This is a genomic window from Bacillus sp. P4_D3 (genome assembly GCF_056401855.1).
In genome coordinates, this window is the sequence record NZ_JBFUIN010000004.1 from 1 (window position 1) to 19,015 (window position 19,015).

Consider the following 19,015-nt stretch of genomic DNA (forward strand, 5'->3'; position numbering starts at 1 on the left):
ATCGCGTACAGTGCAGGCGCTTGGTTTATTCGGAACGGCGCTTCCATTTGGAATTGCTATCGTCCTTGCTTGTACATACGCTTCAGGAAAGAGTTTATCGATATTTGATGAAAAAGTGAAATGGATTAAATTTGGGGATTTCACAGCAGTGGACAAAAGGTGGTTTTCAATTTATTACGAGCTTGGTATTGATGGTTTATCGCTTGTAATGATGGTGCTCACAGCCCTTCTAGCGATGCTTGCAGCTATTGCGGCATTTTCTATTAAAAGAAATTTGAAAGCATTCTACATGCTGTTACTCATGTTAGAAATAGGGATGCTCGGTGTCTTCGCTGCTCAAAATTTAATGCTGTTCTTCATCTTCTTTGAAATTACGTTGCCGCCAATGTTTTTATTAATTGGCAAGTGGGGGAAATTGTCGAGTGAAAAGGCTGCATATAGTTATTTAATATATAACGGTATTGGATCAGCTATTTTACTTATCGTTTTCTCGGTTTTATTTGCGAAAACAGGTACGACAAATATTGCGGAGCTTAAAGAAATATTAACGAGTGTAGGTGCTGGGGGAGGAATGGCTGTCTCAAGTAGCTTACAGTTCGGCTTGTTTCTTGCCATAATGATTGCTTTTGCGATTAAACTCCCTGTTTTCCCTTTGCATCGCTGGATGGTCAATGTACATATAGAAGCGCATCCTGCTGTAGTTATGCTTCATGCGGGGGTTTTGCTGAAGATTGGCGCGTACGGTATTGTTCGCTTCGGGAAAGGATTATTCCCAGAATATTTTCGTGATTTTGCAACGCTAATCGCGATTTTAGGGGTAATTAATTTATTGTATGGGGCCTTTCTAGCACTCATCCAAACGGACTTTAGAAAGGTACTTGCTTACTCTAGTATTTCGCATATGGGCATTGTATTAATGGGTCTTGCGGCGTTAAATGCACCAGGTACACAAGGGGCGCTGTTCCAAGTTGTGTCTCACGGCTTAATTGCGGCCTTGCTCTTCTTCTTGCTTGGCATTATTGAAGAGCGTTTCGGGACTTCGGATATTACAGCACTTGGTGGACTTGCAAAAAGTGTTCCAGTACTTAGCGGTTTCTTCCTAGCGGGCGGTATGGCATCGCTTGGAATGCCAGGGATGTCTGGATTTATTAGCGAATTCCTTGCCTTTCTCGGTTTATTCCAAGGAAAACCGGTTATCGCTGCCGCAGGTGTACTTGGAATTATTTTGACCGCTGTATACGTATTAAGAGCGACACTTCAAGTGACATTTGGTAAGAAAGAATGGGAAGTGAAATCTGATATACACGGATGGGAGTATGTTCCTGTTATAGTGCTTATCGTTTGTATTATTGCAATTGGGGTAATGCCAGAACTACTAGGGGATCCACTTCAAACTACATTGAAAACATTGGGGGTGAAGTAGGATGGATATGAACACATTACTTAGCTTATCATGGCATCTCATGGTACCAGAATTCATTATTCTCGGGGCGGCCATCCTTCTTTCCATATGTGATTTGTTTTTTAAGCTGAACCATAGGTACGTAGCGATTAGTGCAATTGCCGCTGTCTTGTTAGCGATAGTGTCATTAATTTCGCTATACAGCGAACCGGCAGGAGATATTTTAAACGGATCGTTTGTGCTAGATGGATTTTCAAAAGGGTTTAAAACGTTGTTGTTAGGCGGAGCAGCTCTCGTTTTATGTATGGCAATGAGCGATGACAAGAAGGAGCCTATTCAAGATAAAGGAGAATATTATTACTTGTTTTTAATGGCGCTCCTAGGAGCGATGTTCATGGCTTCTAGCGTTGATTTCATCACATTGTTCGTTGGTTTAGAACTGCTCTCGCTTTCTTCGTATATTCTAGTAGGAATCCGAAAGAGAAACCGCGCATCAAATGAGGCAGCGATGAAATACGTCATTAACGGAGGAATTGGAACAGCAATTACGCTCTTTGGAATGAGCTACTTATACGGTATTACAGGGTCGACCAACATAGTGGAAATGCAAAAGGTATTTACGCAAGAGCTGGCTGGTGGCATTCAATTATTGTTAGCTCTTGCATTTCTACTACTGCTCGTTGGACTCTCGTTCAAAATTGCAACAGTGCCATTTCATATGTGGGCACCAGATGTGTATGAGGGAGCGGCTACACCTGTCACTGCTTTCCTCGGAACGATTTCTAAAATTGCTGGATTTCTACTCATTACGCGTTTGTTTCTTATGGTGTTTGCAGGCGTGGCAGTCCAAGGAGACGCACAATCTTTGTACGGGCGTATGAGCATATACATTGCGGTGCTAGCGAGTATTACGATGATTGTTGGGAATGTAGTAGCATTAAAGCAATACAACGTAAAACGTCTATTTGCCTATTCAGGTATCGCGCATGCTGGGTATTTGCTAGTTCCCCTTGTAGCGCTATCACAGTTTACGATGGATAGTATGTGGTTTTATATGCTTGCATATATGCTTATGAATATAGGAGCATTTGCAATCATCCACGGATTAATCTTACAAAATGATAAGGAAAATATGACGATTTTTACAGGGTTATATAAGCGATCTCCCTTTACAGCTATAGTGATGACGATCTTTATTTTATCGTTAGCTGGAATACCGGGGACAGCAGGTTTCATCGGGAAAATTAACATCTTTTTAGGGGCACTTCATGTTGAACCTGCTCATTACGTATTAGTTTCTATTATGATGGGGACAACAGTTATTTCATTCGTATATTACTTCCGGATATTACAGMAAATGTTTTTCCGCACGGGAGAGACAGAAGAAAAGCTTCGGTTACCGTTAAATATAAAGATTGTCATGAGTCTTTGYGCAATTTCRATTGTAATACTGGGGATTATGCCGATGATTGGTTACAATTTCTTCTATGAATATTTTCCATTAATGAAAGATTTCTTCTTCTTAGGGAACGTGGTACAATAGTAAAAATAAAAGGTGTAGAGTCCGTACTCTACGCTTTTTATTGTGGAGTAACAGCAAATGAAAACACCTATAGGTATATGTTTTTTAACAGAAAATTACGATGTAAAATGTAAGATGCTTATTTGCGTGTGAAAAAGTGTGGTTCCTACTTATTTATGGTATCGTTTTTTACATTTTGCGTAAGTAGTAGCCAAGCAAAAAAAGGGGTCGATTTTTTGGCACATCTTTTAGGGCAACAAGCACTGATTGCCATTGTTTCACATTTATTATTTATTACCATTACGTGGTGGGCCTTACAAGGTATTCACATTGAGCGCTTAATGAAATCTGGGAAAGTGATGCAGACGAGAGTATTACTCATCCTAATTACAATTACAATTGGGACATCTGTAAGTAACTTTTTCCTTGATTATTTAGGCTATTCAAAGAGTTTAACGTATTTAGTAAAGTAAGTGTATAGAACCTCATATCTCCGTTAACAATGGGGATAGGAGGGGATGAAATTGAAGTTTAAAGCCATTCTTATCGTTATCGTAAGTGTTGTTTTATTTTTGGTTGGATATAAAGAGATGAAACCTATAAGCGATGAACAGAAAATGGAGAGCATGATTGCAGCTTTAGAGAAGAACGATGCAAAAGTAGAGCGGTGGTCATGGTTAGCGCGAGAAACGAAAACAATTTCTAATATACATACGTTTCAAAAACTGTTAAACGATGTGAAGGAAGAGGCAAACATCGAAAGTTGGGAATTAGAACAATCTCCAGATGGATATAAGGCTACATCCTATAAAAAATATTCTTCACATGAAGAACGAATAGTAGTAACTTGGAGTAAGGAAAATACTAAAGAAAACACTTTTATTATTTTTGAAGTGAGCGGGGCGAAATGGGACCCAAAGTATGTTCAGAGAATGAATGGGATTTTTAGCGAAAAACCTATAATTTACACTTGTGTTCAAGGTGTATTGAATGATAAGATTGAAGGTGTTTTGCAAAATAAAACCAATCAGGTTTTGAAAGATCTTTCAGCAAGAGCGATCGAGCAGATAGAAGAAAGAGCATTTGTATCAGTCTCCGCATATAATAAAAAGTGGAATGACGCTCTTTCAACAAATAGAGAGAAAATAAATGTGCAAATAGCAATACGTTCTACAAACAACAAAGATACAATTGTGGTTGGCACACCGATCATAACTTCTGAGTATTGAGTGAATAGATACTGAAAAAAGGACACGGAGGGGAATAATTTGGAAAAGATCATCGTCCGTGGCGGAAAGCGGTTAAGCGGCACAGTGCGTGTTGAGGGCGCAAAAAATGCTGTATTACCTATAATCGCTGCAGCCCTATTAGCGAGTGACGGAAAGAATGTACTATCTGAAGTACCAGTATTATCTGATGTATACACAATTAACGAGGTATTACGTCATTTAAATGCTGAAGTCGTATTTGAAAATAACCAAGTAACAATCGATTCTTCTAAAGAATTAAACATTGAAGCACCATTTGAGTATGTACGTAAGATGCGTGCATCTGTTCAAGTAATGGGACCATTATTAGCACGTAACGGTCGTGCTCGTATTGCACTTCCTGGTGGATGTGCAATTGGTTCACGTCCAATTGACCAACATTTAAAAGGCTTCGAAGCAATGGGAGCGAAAGTAAAAGTTGGTAACGGATTTGTTGAAGCACACGTAGAGGGAGAACTAAAAGGAGCTAAAATTTATTTAGACTTCCCAAGCGTAGGCGCAACAGAAAACATTATGTCTGCAGCTACATTAGCAAAAGGGACAACAGTCCTTGAAAACGCAGCGAAAGAGCCAGAAATCGTTGACTTAGCTAACTTCTTAAATGCAATGGGAGCGAAAGTACGCGGTGCTGGAACTGGAACGATTCGTATTGAAGGCGTTGAGAAATTATATGGTGCAAACCACCCTATTATTCCTGACCGTATTGAAGCAGGAACATTCATGGTTGCAGCGGCAATTACAGGTGGAGACATCTTAATTGAAAATGCTGTGCCTGAACATTTACGCTCAATTACAGCGAAAATGGAAGAAATGGGTGTTAAAATTATTGAGGAAAATGAAGGTGTGCGTGTTATCGGCCCAGATAAGTTAAAAGCGGTTGATATTAAAACTATGCCTCATCCAGGTTTCCCAACAGACATGCAATCACAAATGATGGCATTATTACTACATGCTGATGGAACAAGTATGATTACAGAAACGGTATTCGAAAACCGCTTTATGCACGTTGAAGAATTCCGTCGTATGAATGCTGATATTAAAATCGAAGGTCGTTCTGTAATTATGAACGGTCCAAGTAGCTTACAAGGTGCTGAAGTAGGCGCAACTGATTTACGTGCTGCAGCAGCATTAATCTTAGCTGGTTTAGTATCAGAAGGTTATACTCGTGTAACAGAGTTAAAACATCTTGACCGTGGTTATGTAGATTTCCATAAGAAATTAGCTGCATTAGGTGCAACTATTGAACGTGTAAACGAAAAAGTAGAAGAAGTGAAAGAACAAGAAGTTTCTGATCTTCACGCTTAATTGAAGTAGTCTCTATGTCTTTTGACGTAGAGGCTATTTTTTTTGGGTTATTACTGTTATAGTCAATAAATTCTATACTTATGCACGTCTCAGTGAAAATATTTAGAAAATTTTCTTTTTATCCCGCTATTTGTGTTCATTAAGACTCCCACCTCAAAACTCCACCTTATTAAAGTTTCACTTTATATCGATAGCCCCAAGTATGTTCTAAAAAATCCCGGAGTTCCATAAGAATGAAAGGAATCCAACTTTATATTGGGGGAATAGGATGAAATTTTCAAAGCCACTTTTCATTACAGTAGCGCTCCTAATAGCGCTCGTTATCATTGTACCTGCTGCTCTTGTTATTCCGTTTGCGAAAGCAAAAGTAGGGGAAGAAGCAGCTTCTAAAACTCCTCCAGCGATAGAAAGTATACCAGCTCCAGGGAAAGTGGATACAGCGGTTCAAGTTGCTGTATACCGTGATCAGCAAAAGAAGGTAGAAACATTACCTATGGAGGAGTATGTGGCCGGTGTAGTAGCTTCTGAGATGAATGCCAGCTTTGAAATAGAGGCGCTAAAGGCGCAGGCATTAGCAGCAAGAACATTTGTAGTGCAGCGTATGCTAAGCGGTGGTAAGAAAAACAATGCGGACGTGACAGATACGGTGAAAGATCAAGTGTACAAAAGTAAAGAGGAATTGAAGAAACAATGGGGTAATAACTACGAAAGTAATTTAAAGAAAATTGAGGAAGCCGTTTCGAAAACCGCAGGACAAGTTTTAACGTATGAGGGAAAACCAATTTCAGCATCTTTCTTCTCAACGAGTAACGGCCGAACAGAAAATGCAGCTGATTATTGGGGGAATGATTATCCGTATTTGAAAAGCGTAGATAGTCCGTGGGATCAAGCCTCTCCGAAATTTACGAGTGAACAAACATTCACAGTAGCTGACTTTCAAAAACGCCTCGGTGTGAAGGTGCTGGCAGACGGAAAGGTTGGAAACATTAAGGACCTTACGGAAGGAAAGCGTGTAAAGGATGTAGCATTTCAAGGGAAAACATTAACGGGAAAGCAAGTTCGTGAAAAGTTAGATTTACGCTCCTCAGACTTTACGTGGAAACAAGAAGGAGATAACATCATCGTTAAGACGAAAGGTTTCGGTCACGGCGTTGGTATGAGCCAGTATGGTGCGAATGGTATGGCACAAGAAGGTAAGAAATATACAGATATCGTCGCTCATTATTATAAAGGAATCGAAATTAAAACGATGAACGATTATGAAGGGAAATTGATGGTGAAAAAATAGAGATGATGGTGCACATACACCTTTATTATATAGGTTGCTACTATTGTAAAACTTTGTCGGTAAATCGATATTCCTCGTCGAATCGTTGATATATTGTGAGTAACGATAGATATATTTAAAAAATCGTTGATATATTGTAAGTTATGATAGATATATTCGAAAAATCGTTAATATAATTTCAGTTGCTATGGTATTGTTCAGCAAGGAGAAAATATAAAGGGTTGTCGCCTAGTCGGAAAGTTCGACTTATGGGGCACCCCTTTTGTCATTATTTGTAGAAAAAAATGGAAGGTACTCTTTATGTCAGATGATATTTTATTCGTAAATGAAATTCCGAAAACATCTGTAGGGAAATTCTTAAAAAGAGCACTTCGTGATCAGTTGAAAACTTATATGGTGGAGCAGAAATAGAGAAGAAGGCTATCCTTTAACATGGATGGCCTTCTTTGTTGACGTATTTTAAGTGGCGTTGTATAAAATATCATAATTTTCCATTAACTGTTTGGTATAATAAGATAAAAAACATTTGGGGGAGACAGAATGGCGTTATTGGAGTTGAAACAGTTAGGGAAGACGAGCCAGTTACCAGCAATTGAACTGGAGGTTGAAAAAGGACAATGTGTTGTTTTGCAATGCAATAATCATACAGCTAAAGTGTTGCACCGTATTATTATCGGGGAAGAAGAGGCTTCTTCGGGCAGTGTGTTGTTCGAAGGGGAGCCAATTGGGAAGAAAGTATATTCACGCATCGGTTTTTGTTTTTTGAAAGATGAAGCATACGACCGTTTGAAGGTGAAGGAGTACTTCAAGTTTTTGTTAGGTCTGTATGAATTCAATATGAGTATGGAAGAGGTAGTACAATATGTCGGTCTCCTAGATAAGTTAAACGTTAAAATAGAAAAATTGTCATTTTCAGAGAAAAGGCGCCTTCATATTGGGCGAGTTATGATTCATAATCCGGATTTAGTTATTTTGGAAGAGCCAGAGCAAAATGTAGATACAGAGAGTACGATTATTATTCGAAAAGCGATTATGAAAATGAAAGAGCAAGGAAAGGCAATCTTTATTACGTCCTCCTTTTTATCGGATGCCCTTTCGTTGACAGAAGATGTATACATATTAAACAATGATGGTGTGAAAAAGATAGAAATAGAGCAAGAAGAAGCTGAAGAGATCGATCGAGAAAAAGTAGTTCAAATGATTCCGCAAATGAAGTTAGAAAGAATTCCAGCGAAAGTGAATGATAAAATCATTTTACTTGATCCGATGGAGATTCATTTCATTGAAACGCAAAATGGAGTGACACATATTCATGTTCGGGAAGGCGATTTCGTATGCGCATTAACATTAAGTGAATTAGAAGCGAGATTAACAGGATTCGGATTCTTCAGATGTCATCGCTCGTACCTCGTTAATTTACAAAGAGTACGAGAAGTTATTACTTGGACACGAAATAGTTTTAGTTTAATTTTGGATGATGAACGGAAAAGCTCCATTCCGCTTTCGAAAGGACGAATGGATGAATTAAAAGGTGTAATTGGGCTATGAAAAACGCTTCAATAAGCTCAAAATAGGATTCATTCACCGGTAAAAATACTCCTTTTACCGGTATTTTACTGCGTAACCCCTTTGTTTTTCATATGATTGAGTCAAGAAAAGCGAAACAAACAAACGAAAAGAGCTAAAGCGACTTTCATCTATAAAAAGAAAAACAAAGGGGATGACGAAATGACATTGGCAATTGAAATGAAAGATGTAATGAAAAGTTTCGATGGAAAAACAGCACTTCGAAATGTAAATATTGAGGTGAAGCAAGGAGAAATTTTCGGATTCCTCGGACCGAGTGGATCTGGGAAAACGACAACAGTAAAAATATTAACTTCTCAATTGCTTCATAGCGTTGGAACTGTAAGAGTATTAGGTAAAGACATTAAAGGACCAAGTAGCATTGATTACAAACGAATCGGTATTTTAACAGACAATAGCGGCTTATATGAAAGACTTAGCATTTATGATAACTTACTATTATTTTGTGACTTATACGATTGCAAAAAAGAACGAATTGATGAAGTGCTAGCACAAGTGAACTTATTGGATGATAAAAAAACACAAGTGAAAAAATTATCAAAAGGAATGAAGCAGCGCGTCACATTAGCAAGAGCAATTCTTCATAAACCAGATATCCTCTTCTTAGATGAACCAACATCTGCACTTGATCCGGTAAACGTACAAAACATTCATAAAATCTTAAAAGACTTAAATAAAGAAGGAACAACGATTTTCTTAACAACGCACAACATGGACGAAGCAGAGACGCTTTGTAACCGCATTGCCTTCCTTTGTGGGGGCGAAATAGTAGCGCTTGATACACCTGAAAACCTTCGCTTGCAATACGCGAAAGATCAAATACAGGTTGTGTTAAAAGATAAACAAAAAGAAACGGTACAAAAAGATGAATTAGGGGCAAAACGCATTTCAGAATGGATGAAAAAAGGCGAATTACTATCTATTCATTCACACGAACCAACGCTAGGCGATATCTTTATTGAAGTTACTGGGAGGGGATTATAATGACATTTTCAATGAGACGATTTTCAGCGATTTTTCGGAAAGAGGTACAGGATTTTAAAACGAACTCACAAACTTTAATTATGTTGGTAATGCCACTTGTCTTTTCGGTATTATTTAGTCGCTCAGATAATATGAGAGAAGTTGGAGCAAGTACGTTAACTGCGATGGCGTTAGTTATGGTCGGAGGCTTTGTACAGGCAATGCTCATCGCTGAAGAAAAGGAAAAAAATACGCTTCGTGTTCTTATGTTATCACCAGCATCATCTATTGAAGTATTAATTGGTAAAAGTTCATTAACAGGTATGATTACAGTTGCAATCTGTTTTATTAATCTACTTATTTTAGGTAAATTAGAAGGTAATTTTGCATTATTATTACTCATCTTTGTTCTTGGAATGCTAATATTTAACCTCATTGGTACTTGTATTGGATTATTAGCTCAAAATGTGCCGCAAACATCAACAATTGGATTACCAATATTAATGACATTTCTTTTCGGTGATTTAATTGGAATGTTTGTAAAGAATGAAGTCGTTACAAAAATAATCGATTATTTACCAACTCGTCATATCGGTCTTGCAGTTAGTAGTGTAATAAAAGGAGAAGGTTTTAGTGCAATTACTAGTAATTTATTGAACATAACTATTTGGTTAGTTGCAGTACTTGTTATTACGCTCTTCGTGTATAAAAAGAAACAAATGGACTAAAAACTGAGCTCAAACGCTCAGTTTTTTCTTTTTTCATCATTTCCTCGGAAATTCTGCAATTCTTATACATATTTTTACAGATTTTGTCGAAAAGTAATTAGTTATAGGTTGTATAGGATGAGTGAATATTGTTCAAAATGATTGCTGAGGTGATGATGGAATGCGAGGAAGAAATAGTAAAAAGTCACAAAAGGTAGTACATTTATTTCAAAAAAGATGGGTGTTTCCGGCACTATACATTGCTTGTGCGGCGGTAATCTTAATGGTTGCGCTATGGTTCCAGGGGGCTAATCCAAAGAAAGCTCCGAACCAAGATCAAGCAACACCGTATACACAATCGGAAGATCCAGCAATACCGGTAACAAAATCTTCAGAAGTAGTGAAAATGCCAGCTGCAGTAAATGCAGAAGTAGTAGTACAGAAGAAATTCTATGAAGATGCAGCATCAGAGGCGGAACAAGAAAAAGCACTTGTCTTTTATAACAACACATATTCCCCGAATAAAGGAATTGACATTGCTGCGAAAAACGGAAAAGAATTTGATGTTACAGCTGCTTTAAGTGGTACAGTAACGAAGGCTGAAAAAGATTCACTTCTTGGTTATGTTGTAACAGTAGATAGTGGAAATGGTATAGCAGCATCTTATCAAAGCTTAGGCAATGTGAAAGTAGAAAAAGGTGCAAGAGTTGCGCAAGGTGAAGTGTTAGGAAAATCAGGTCTAAATGCAATGAATAAAGAGGCTGGTTCTTACGTTCACTTTGAAGTACGTAAAGACAATGTGGCTGTGAACCCTGAGCGTTATTTAAATAAATCAGTAGCAGAAATTAAAGCTGATGCAGGTGCTGCAAAGGCGACAAATGCTTCTGGTAAAAAAGCTGATGACAAATCTCAAAAAGAAGAAAAGTCAACAAGCACGAAACCAGAAAATAAAACAGAAGATAAGTCTCAAAAAGAAGAGAAATCAACAAGCGGTTCGACTAGTGATAAAGAGACGAACGGCAAACAAGATGAGAAATCTCAAAAAGAAGAAAAATCAACGAATGGTTCTACAGAATCATCTAACGGTTCTTCTTCACAAGAATAATAAAGTGAAAAAATCAGTTCTCATTAGGAGAGCTGATTTTTTTATTTTCACCCCGCATTAACGGGCAGTAAGACCCCCACCTCAAAATTCAGCGAAAGCAAAGAAGTTAGGTGGRGATCAACTGTCCGTAAAAGCCCGATTGGTTCAACTAATAATCAGTGGGGGTGAAGAGAACCCCCACTGATTAAAGTTTCACTTTATATAAAAATAATCAATTTCGAGAAAAAAGTTGCAATAACAAGGAAAAATGACGAGATTCTCGAATATATATTACAAAAGGGAGGGGATACTGTGTCATTTTTATCTGTTCTGTCGATTGCTATCATTTTATTGTTTGTTTTATTCGCTTTATATTATTATATTGCCGGTAAGAAAGAAGTCCCCCACCATCAGTTGTTAGAAGAAGAGTATGAAAGAGAAGAGTGACACCTTTTATAAAGAGGTGTCACTTTTTTTCGCCATAATTGTCATTGTTAACGTATTTCTCACAAAAAAACGTAATTTTTCTTAACTTAGTCCGCAAAAATAGTGAACATGTAGCATATATCAGTAGTGCGGGCAATACAATGGTATAAACCAATGCAAAGAGAGTGTTTGAGGTGAGAAATCGTGAATCATTTCATTATAAATCCAAGAATGTTTAACGCTTACAAACAGCACTCACATTTACTTCATAGTCGTATGCAGCGAGTCTCATTTCACACTTCTCACATCCAATTTAGGGAGGCGAGTGGTGTGCACGATTACATCAAAGAGAGAACTATCAAGATTGGCAAGTATATCGTGGAGACAAGAAAGACAGTGCGCGTAATCGCAAAGGAGTTTGGGGTATCAAAGAGTACAGTCCATAAAGACTTAACAGAACGTTTGCCAGAAATTAATCCAGAGCTCGCAAATGAAGTGAAGGAAATTCTTGATTATCATAAGTCTATTCGTCATTTAAGAGGAGGAGAAGCAACAAAGCAGAAGTATCGAAAAGAAGATACAGAAAACCCTGTGCGCCAATAAATCTAAAATAGCAAACATTCCTTGCGAATTCGGTAATAATTTTCAGAAGAATTCTTTTTGCGAATATTACGTTTCTGTTAAATTTATGATAAAATCAGAAATTAGGTGTAAAAGAATTCGGGTGTAACCTGATTTTGAATATCGAGGAGGAAATGACGGGAATGTTTGCACGAGATATCGGAATTGACCTAGGTACGGCTAACGTATTAATTCATGTTAAAGGTAAGGGTATTGTATTAAATGAGCCATCTGTTGTGGCAATTGATCGTAATAGTGGAAAAGTATTAGCAGTAGGTGAAGAAGCAAGAAGTATGGTGGGACGTACACCTGGTAATATTGTGGCAATTCGTCCACTTAAAGATGGTGTAATCGCAGATTTCGACATTACAGAAGCAATGCTAAAGTATTTCATTAACAAATTGGACGTGAAGAGCTTCTTTTCAAAACCTCGTATTTTAATTTGCTGTCCAACAAATATCACATCTGTAGAGCAAAAAGCAATTCGTGAGGCTGCAGAACGTTCAGGTGGTAAAACAGTATTTTTAGAAGAAGAACCAAAAGTAGCCGCAGTTGGTGCTGGTATGGAAATCTTCCAACCAAGCGGAAACATGGTTGTTGATATTGGTGGAGGTACAACAGATATTGCCGTACTTTCTATGGGTGATATTGTTACCTCTTCCTCTATCAAAATGGCTGGCGATAAGTTTGATATGGAAATCTTAAACTACGTTAAACGTAAGTATAAGTTATTAATTGGAGAACGTACTTCAGAAAATATTAAAATTAAAGTTGGTACAGTATTCCCAGGTGCACGTAGTGAAGAGCTTGAAATTCGCGGACGTGACATGGTAACAGGTTTACCACGTACAATTACAGTATGCTCTGAAGAAATTACAGAAGCACTAAAAGAAGACGCAGCTATCATTGTACAAGCTGCAAAAGGCGTACTAGAGCGTACACCACCAGAACTATCTGCGGACATTATCGATCGCGGTGTTATTCTAACAGGCGGTGGAGCTTTATTACACGGTATCGACATGCTTCTAGCAGAAGAATTAAAGGTACCAGTATTAATCGCTGAAAACCCAATGCAATGTGTTGCTATTGGTACAGGTATTATGTTAGAGAATATCGATAAATTACCACGTCGTGCATTGAAATAAAGTGAAACTTTAATCAGTGGGAGGTTCATCCCCCGCTGATTATTAGCCTTCACCAATCGGGATAAAGTGAGAAGGACTAAGGTATCAAACCTTGGTCCTTTTTATTTTTTTATATCTTTATATTTTTTTAATTTATTAAGAAAATAGAAGAAAAATAGAGAAAAATAGAGAAAACAGGTAAAATATTCATATATATGGTTAAATTTAATATTTCCATATTTGAAAACGTTTGTAATATAATGAGTCGAATACGACATTAAGGCAAAAAATGTTCGAATACATATTGCCTTTCCCTAATTTGGGCATACACTCTTTTCTACCTCCGTGTCAGTTGCTGGGAAGTGCAACTATTTTAATGGAATAGAGTGTGTGCATTTTTTTATAATAGGAAGTAAAGTAGTACTTTATAATGACAAATAATAAACAAAATGGGATAATAACAATATGTCCAAGTGGTAAGACCAATATTGCAAAAGGGGCGATTGTTATATGCTAAATATAGAACAAATTAAAGAAATCATTCCTCACCGCTATCCATTTTTACTTGTTGATAAAATATTAGAAGTGGATGAGGGGAAAAGAGCAGTTGGAATTAAAAATGTATCTGCAAACGAGGAGTTCTTTAATGGACACTTCCCAGATTATGCGGTTATGCCTGGTGTACTTATTGTAGAAGCATTAGCGCAAGTTGGTGCAGTTGCTGTATTAAAGAAAGAAGAAAACCGCGGCAGACTTGCTTTCTTCGCAGGCATCGACAACTGTCGTTTCAAAAAACAAGTGCGCCCAGGTGATCAACTTCGTTTAGAAGTAGAAATGACGCGCGTACGTGGCCCAATTGGAAAAGGAAAAGCAATCGCAACGGTGGATGGTGAAGTTGCCTGCGAGGCTGAAATTACATTTGCGATTGGCGACAAAAAAGAATAGATAGAATAAAAAAATCTTCTTGTAAAAATACAGGAGGATTTTTTATTTACTGTATATATCGATATAAATATAAAAATACAAACTAGTCAGAAAATTAGTTTGCAACTAATTTGAATTACCATATAATTACTTTATCATTTATCTCGCTTTTGAGATAAATGATAAAGGTATAAAAGAAATGAAGCTATTGTCATATTGTTACGATCTTTATATAGGACAAAATAGAATGGCATGGAGTATGGTGGGATATGGGAGAGAATGGACGGATTTACCAGTGGAAATAAGTAGATAAAAAGCGTAATATATCGATCATGAATGAAATGGGCGTGTGCATCGAGCATATAAAGGGTCGCATTTAAAAAAGGAGACTAGGACATGTTCGGGAGAAAAAAAAGAAAGCCATTAAAACAATTAATTACACATAAAGAGCCTAAATCGCGTATTGCAGAACAATACCGTAACATTCGTACAAATATTGAATTTACATCTGTAGATCATAATATGCGTTCTCTTATTGTCACTTCAGCAAATCCAGGTGACGGAAAAACGACGACAGTTGCAAACTTAGCAGTTGTTTTCGGTCAACAAGGAAAAAAAGTTTTAGTAATCGGAGCTGACTTACGTAAGCCGACGATACAAAACTTATTTGCAAGTCATCATTCAAATGGATTAACGAACGTATTATTAGGACAAGCAAAATTAATGCAATGCATTCAAAAGACAGATATAGAGAATGTATACTTAATGGCGTCAGGTCCAATACCACCAAACCCAGCGGAACTGTTAGGCAATCGAGTAATGGACGAGGTATTACTAGAAGCATATAACATGTTTGATATGATTTTAATAGACACACCGCCAGTTCTTGCGGTTACCGATGCACAAATACTTGCGAACAAATGTGATGGAGTCATACTTGTCGTGCGCAGTGAACAAACAGAAAAAGATAAAATGGTAAAAGCAAAACAAATTTTAGACAAGGCGTCTGGTAAACTGCTTGGTGTTGTACTAAATGACAAGAATGAAGAAAAGGAACAATATGGATATTATTAGAAAATAATGTATGATATAATAATTTTTAAAGCCAATAAGTATTTTTATTGGCTTTTTTTGAGTTATTCAATAGCTTTTTATTGCATTATGCAAAAAAAATGATACAATGGAAATTTTGGAAATTCTATGGAATGTGTTGTCATATTTAAGATTATTTTGTAAGATTATATATGTTTTTAAATAACAATCATACATAGATATTACTAAAATAAAAAAATATAAGATTATATGTTATACTTTTTCTTATGTGCAAATTTTAGAAAGTTGGAGGAACTTATGGAAGAAACAATTAGTTTAAAAGAGTTATTTCATATTTTAAAAAAACGTTTAGCAATGATCCTCGTAATTGCCTTTGGTGCGGCTATAGTAAGTGCTATTATTAGCTTCTTCTTCATGACACCAATCTATCAATCTTCAACGCAAATTCTTGTGAATCAGAAGAAGCAAGAAGGGACAATGATTCAAGCAGGTGAAATACAAACAAATATTCAATTAACGAATACATATAAGGTTATTATTAAAAGTCCAGTAATCTTAGATCAAGTGAATGAAAAATTAAATTTAAATATGACAGCGCAAGCTTTAACAGGAAAAATTAATGTTGCAAATGAAAAAGATTCACAGGTCATTTCGGTAACAGCTGAGGATAAAGATCCGAAAGTAGCTCGTGATATCGCAAATGCAACTGCAGATGTATTTAAAGGTGAAGTTGCAAAAATTATGAATGTCGATAACGTAACGGTATTATCGAAAGCAGAAGTTGGAGAAAATCAATCTCCAATTAAACCACGCCCGATGTTAAATGTAGCAATTGCTTTTGTTGTTGGTTTAATGGCTGCAGTTGGTCTTGCATTCTTACTAGAATACTTAGATAACACAGTGAAAAAAGAAGAAGATGTAGAAAACTTACTTGGACTACCGGTGTTAGGTATTGTAGCTCGTATGGATGAAGAAACAACGAACGTGAAATCACATGCTCCATCATCAAGAAAAGTGAGGGGACAAACAATTGGCTCTTAATAGTTTATTTAAAAAGAAAAAAAATCAACGTCAACGTCGTCAATTAATTGCTCATCAACAACCGAAATCACCAATTTCAGAACAATATCGTAATATTCGAACAAACATTGAATTTGCGTCTGTGGATACAAATTTACATTCATTGATAGTAACGTCTGCGAACCCAAGTGAAGGGAAAACGACAACGACAGCGAATATGGCAGTTGTTTTCGCTCAACAAGGAAAGAAAGTATTATTAATTGATGCAGATATGCGTAAACCGGCGATGCATCAAATGTTCCAAGTTGATAATATTTTCGGATTAACGAATGTACTAACACATAGTGAACGTTTAGAGAAGTGTGTACAAACGACATCAGTTGATAGTTTACACTTTTTAGCGTGTGGTCCAATCCCGCCCAATCCCGCGGAGTTGTTAGGTTCGAAATCAATGCAAGAACTTCTTGCTCAAGCGTATAGTATGTACGATTTAGTTATTTTTGATTTACCGCCAATTTTAGCTGTAACAGACGCGCAAATTATGGCGAATGTATGCGATGCTTCTATTCTTGTCGTTCGTAGTGAATCGACAGAAAAGGAAACAGCGGTAAAAGCAAAAGGATTATTAGAATCTGCAAAAGGTAAATTGTTAGGCGTTGTTCTGAACGATCGTGAAAGCGAACAAGGCTCATATTATTACTACGGTGCAAACTAACTAATAGAGTGAGATATGGTAAGAACATATCTCCTTTTTTCCCTTGAATATGAGATTTATCTCATATTCAAGGGAAAAAAGATTTGTATACGAGAGGGAGGATGAGAAGAATGATTGATTTACATTGTCACATTTTACCTGGCATCGATGACGGTGCACAAACAGTAACAGATAGTTTAGCGATGGCGCAAAAAGCTGTTCAAGAAGGAATTCATACAATTGTCGCAACACCACACCATCAAAATGGAAAATATATAAATGAACGTACTTCTATTATTCATCAAGTGAAACAATTAAATGATGAACTACAACAACATGATATTCCGCTAAAGATTTTGCCTGGACAAGAGGTCAGGTTATATGGTGATTTATTAGAAGACTATGAAGCTGATAAAATTGTTACTTTAAACGAAACAGATAAATACATATTAATTGAGTTCCCATCTAATCATGTACCTCGTTATGCAGAACAACTATTATATGAACTGCGTGTTAAAGGAATGATCCCAATTATCGTTCATCCGGAACGGAATGCTGAACTAATTGAGCGACCAGATAAGTTATATAACCTTGTAAATAAAGGTGCATTAACACAAGTGACAGCAGGAAGTCTCTTAGGAAAGTTCGGTAAAAAAATAAAAAAATTCTCACTACAACTCGTTGAACATAATTTAACGCATATGGTTGCTTCAGATGCACATAACACAACTTCAAGAGGATTTCATTTAGCGGAAAGCTACGAATTAATTGAGAAAGAATTCGGAATGAGTGTTATGAGTGATTTGAAAGAAAATCCGTACTTATTAATTAGTGGGAAAGCAATTTATAAAGAAGACCCAGAACAAATTCGTCGCAAAAAATTGTTTGGTATTTTTTAATTGAAGAGTTTGGGTGATGTCTCCTAACCATTATCAATGGGGGCACTCGGTTGTGCTGTGGGTAGAAATTTAATTTCGAACCTACCTTAGACGCTTGTCGTCGGGAGCATGGCGTGAGGATGGGTTAGATGCCCATAATTTATTTCTAATAGAAACTCTACCTATGGAGTTATAAATATGACTCTATAGGTAGGGTTTTTGTTATTGCTACATATAGATAAAATAATGTTTATGGGGGTACTAGATTTGAAAAAAGTAAGAAAAGCGATTATACCCGCTGCTGGACTTGGGACAAGGTTTTTACCAGCAACGAAAGCGATGCCGAAAGAAATGTTACCGATTGTTGATAAGCCAACGATTCAATACATAGTAGAAGAAGCGATAGAATCAGGAATTGAAGATATTATTATTGTTACTGGAAAAGGGAAGCGTGCAATTGAAGATCATTTTGATCATTCCTTTGAGTTAGAACAAAACCTTTTAGAAAAAGGGAAGCATGAAATGCTTGAGAAAGTACAAGCTTCTTCAAGAATTAATATTCATTATATAAGACAAAAAGAGCCAAAAGGTTTAGGACATGCAGTGTGGTGCGCGCGTAAATTTATTGGAAATGAGCCATTTGCGGTATTACTTGGTGATGATATTGTACAAGCAGAAACACCATGTTTACGTCAATTGATGGATCAATATGAAGGAACACAATCATCTGTAATTGGTGTACAAACGGTGCCAGAAAATGAGACACATCGTTACGGTATCATTGATCCAGTTGAACAAAATGATCGTCGTTATCAAGTACGTCAATTTGTAGAGAAGCCTGCAGAAGGCACAGCGCCATCGAATTTAGCGATTATGGGACGTTACGTATTAACACCAGAAATTTTTATGTTCCTTGAGAATCAACAAACAGGTGCAGGCGGGGAAATTCAGTTGACAGATGCGATTCAACGATTAAATGAAATTCAACGAGTGTTTGCTTATGATTTTGAAGGAGTTCGTTATGATGTTGGAGAGAAGTTTGGGTTTATTAAGACGACAATTGAGATGKCACTTCAACATGAAAATTTAAATAAAGAATTAATAAATTACATGAATGAGGTTATAAAAAGAGAAAAGGTAAATGTATAA

General features: G+C 36.8%; 19 protein-coding genes. All 19 read left to right on the forward strand.

The window, feature by feature from the left end:
- Positions 1-1,423 (forward strand): NADH-quinone oxidoreductase subunit M (locus tag AC1DTM_RS01320; protein WP_476999979.1); only part of this gene is annotated, 1,423 nt, incomplete at its 5' end.
- A gap of 7 nt (positions 1,424-1,430) precedes the next feature.
- Entirely contained in the window at positions 1,431-2,945 is a 1,515-nt protein-coding gene (gene nuoN, locus AC1DTM_RS01325; RefSeq protein ID WP_477000013.1) for an NADH-quinone oxidoreductase subunit NuoN, read from the forward strand.
- 215 nt (positions 2,946-3,160) lie between these two features.
- On the forward strand, positions 3,161-3,397 hold the full coding sequence (locus AC1DTM_RS01330) for a DUF1146 family protein (protein WP_002113021.1): 237 nt from the start codon (positions 3,161-3,163) through the stop codon (positions 3,395-3,397).
- A 51-nt stretch (positions 3,398-3,448) separates the two neighbouring features.
- On the forward strand, positions 3,449-4,153 hold the full coding sequence (locus tag AC1DTM_RS01335) for a YwmB family TATA-box binding protein (protein WP_207634202.1): 705 nt from the start codon (positions 3,449-3,451) through the stop codon (positions 4,151-4,153).
- A 39-nt stretch (positions 4,154-4,192) separates the two neighbouring features.
- Entirely contained in the window at positions 4,193-5,497 is a 1,305-nt protein-coding gene (gene murA, locus AC1DTM_RS01340) for a UDP-N-acetylglucosamine 1-carboxyvinyltransferase (RefSeq protein WP_002068497.1), read from the forward strand.
- A 268-nt stretch (positions 5,498-5,765) separates the two neighbouring features.
- Entirely contained in the window at positions 5,766-6,785 is a 1,020-nt protein-coding gene (spoIID, locus tag AC1DTM_RS01345; protein ID WP_070147041.1) for a stage II sporulation protein D, read from the forward strand.
- Between the two features lie 540 nt (positions 6,786-7,325).
- Positions 7,326-8,333, forward strand: coding sequence for a LytTR family transcriptional regulator DNA-binding domain-containing protein (locus tag AC1DTM_RS01350; RefSeq protein WP_088099716.1), 1,008 nt, complete (start codon positions 7,326-7,328; stop codon positions 8,331-8,333).
- Positions 8,334-8,513: 180 nt separating this feature from the next.
- A complete protein-coding gene (locus tag AC1DTM_RS01355) occupies positions 8,514-9,356 on the forward strand; it encodes an ABC transporter ATP-binding protein (RefSeq protein ID WP_088099715.1) in 843 nt (280 codons plus the stop codon).
- Positions 9,356-10,063, forward strand: coding sequence for an ABC transporter permease (locus AC1DTM_RS01360; RefSeq protein WP_016106698.1), 708 nt, complete (start codon positions 9,356-9,358; stop codon positions 10,061-10,063). Before AC1DTM_RS01355 ends, AC1DTM_RS01360 begins: the two co-directional genes overlap by 1 nt.
- A 160-nt stretch (positions 10,064-10,223) precedes the next feature.
- Complete coding sequence (locus tag AC1DTM_RS01365; RefSeq protein WP_476999980.1) at positions 10,224-11,147, forward strand: peptidoglycan DD-metalloendopeptidase family protein; 924 nt, start codon at positions 10,224-10,226, stop codon at positions 11,145-11,147.
- 291 nt (positions 11,148-11,438) lie between these two features.
- Positions 11,439-11,573 carry a hypothetical protein gene (locus tag AC1DTM_RS01370; RefSeq protein ID WP_002016211.1) on the forward strand — a complete coding sequence of 45 codons (135 nt, stop codon included), beginning with the start codon at positions 11,439-11,441 and terminating at the stop codon, positions 11,571-11,573.
- A gap of 309 nt (positions 11,574-11,882) precedes the next feature.
- Entirely contained in the window at positions 11,883-12,155 is a 273-nt protein-coding gene (spoIIID, locus tag AC1DTM_RS01375; RefSeq protein ID WP_002089714.1) for a sporulation transcriptional regulator SpoIIID, read from the forward strand.
- A gap of 161 nt (positions 12,156-12,316) precedes the next feature.
- Positions 12,317-13,318, forward strand: coding sequence for a rod shape-determining protein (gene mreB, locus AC1DTM_RS01380; RefSeq protein WP_016106696.1), 1,002 nt, complete (start codon positions 12,317-12,319; stop codon positions 13,316-13,318).
- 489 nt (positions 13,319-13,807) lie between these two features.
- A complete protein-coding gene (gene fabZ / locus AC1DTM_RS01385; protein ID WP_000931959.1) occupies positions 13,808-14,242 on the forward strand; it encodes a 3-hydroxyacyl-ACP dehydratase FabZ in 435 nt (144 codons plus the stop codon).
- 375 nt (positions 14,243-14,617) lie between these two features.
- Positions 14,618-15,295 carry a CpsD/CapB family tyrosine-protein kinase gene (locus AC1DTM_RS01390; protein WP_016106695.1) on the forward strand — a complete coding sequence of 226 codons (678 nt, stop codon included), beginning with the start codon at positions 14,618-14,620 and terminating at the stop codon, positions 15,293-15,295.
- 276 nt (positions 15,296-15,571) lie between these two features.
- Complete coding sequence (locus tag AC1DTM_RS01395) at positions 15,572-16,315, forward strand: YveK family protein (protein ID WP_016106694.1); 744 nt, start codon at positions 15,572-15,574, stop codon at positions 16,313-16,315.
- Positions 16,305-17,009, forward strand: coding sequence for a CpsD/CapB family tyrosine-protein kinase (locus AC1DTM_RS01400; protein WP_476999981.1), 705 nt, complete (start codon positions 16,305-16,307; stop codon positions 17,007-17,009). Before AC1DTM_RS01395 ends, AC1DTM_RS01400 begins: the two co-directional genes overlap by 11 nt.
- A gap of 110 nt (positions 17,010-17,119) precedes the next feature.
- Positions 17,120-17,887, forward strand: a complete 768-nt coding sequence (locus tag AC1DTM_RS01405; RefSeq protein ID WP_476999982.1) for a tyrosine-protein phosphatase — start codon at positions 17,120-17,122, stop codon at positions 17,885-17,887.
- Positions 17,888-18,133: 246 nt separating this feature from the next.
- Positions 18,134-19,015: a UTP--glucose-1-phosphate uridylyltransferase BpsC gene (gene bpsC / locus AC1DTM_RS01410; RefSeq protein WP_476999983.1), complete on the forward strand. Its 882-nt coding sequence runs from the start codon at positions 18,134-18,136 to the stop codon at positions 19,013-19,015.

Coding starts and splice junctions, on each gene's coding strand:
- fabZ (WP_000931959.1), top strand. CDS start 13,808: ATGCTAAATATAGAACAAATTAAAGAAATCATTCCTCACCGCTATCCA.
- AC1DTM_RS01390 (WP_016106695.1), top strand. CDS start 14,618: ATGTTCGGGAGAAAAAAAAGAAAGCCATTAAAACAATTAATTACACAT.
- AC1DTM_RS01350 (WP_088099716.1), top strand. CDS start 7,326: ATGGCGTTATTGGAGTTGAAACAGTTAGGGAAGACGAGCCAGTTACCA.
- AC1DTM_RS01405 (WP_476999982.1), top strand. CDS start 17,120: ATGATTGATTTACATTGTCACATTTTACCTGGCATCGATGACGGTGCA.
- AC1DTM_RS01355 (WP_088099715.1), top strand. CDS start 8,514: ATGACATTGGCAATTGAAATGAAAGATGTAATGAAAAGTTTCGATGGA.
- spoIID (WP_070147041.1), top strand. CDS start 5,766: ATGAAATTTTCAAAGCCACTTTTCATTACAGTAGCGCTCCTAATAGCG.
- AC1DTM_RS01395 (WP_016106694.1), top strand. CDS start 15,572: ATGGAAGAAACAATTAGTTTAAAAGAGTTATTTCATATTTTAAAAAAA.
- mreB (WP_016106696.1), top strand. CDS start 12,317: ATGTTTGCACGAGATATCGGAATTGACCTAGGTACGGCTAACGTATTA.
- AC1DTM_RS01360 (WP_016106698.1), top strand. CDS start 9,356: ATGACATTTTCAATGAGACGATTTTCAGCGATTTTTCGGAAAGAGGTA.
- AC1DTM_RS01365 (WP_476999980.1), top strand. CDS start 10,224: ATGCGAGGAAGAAATAGTAAAAAGTCACAAAAGGTAGTACATTTATTT.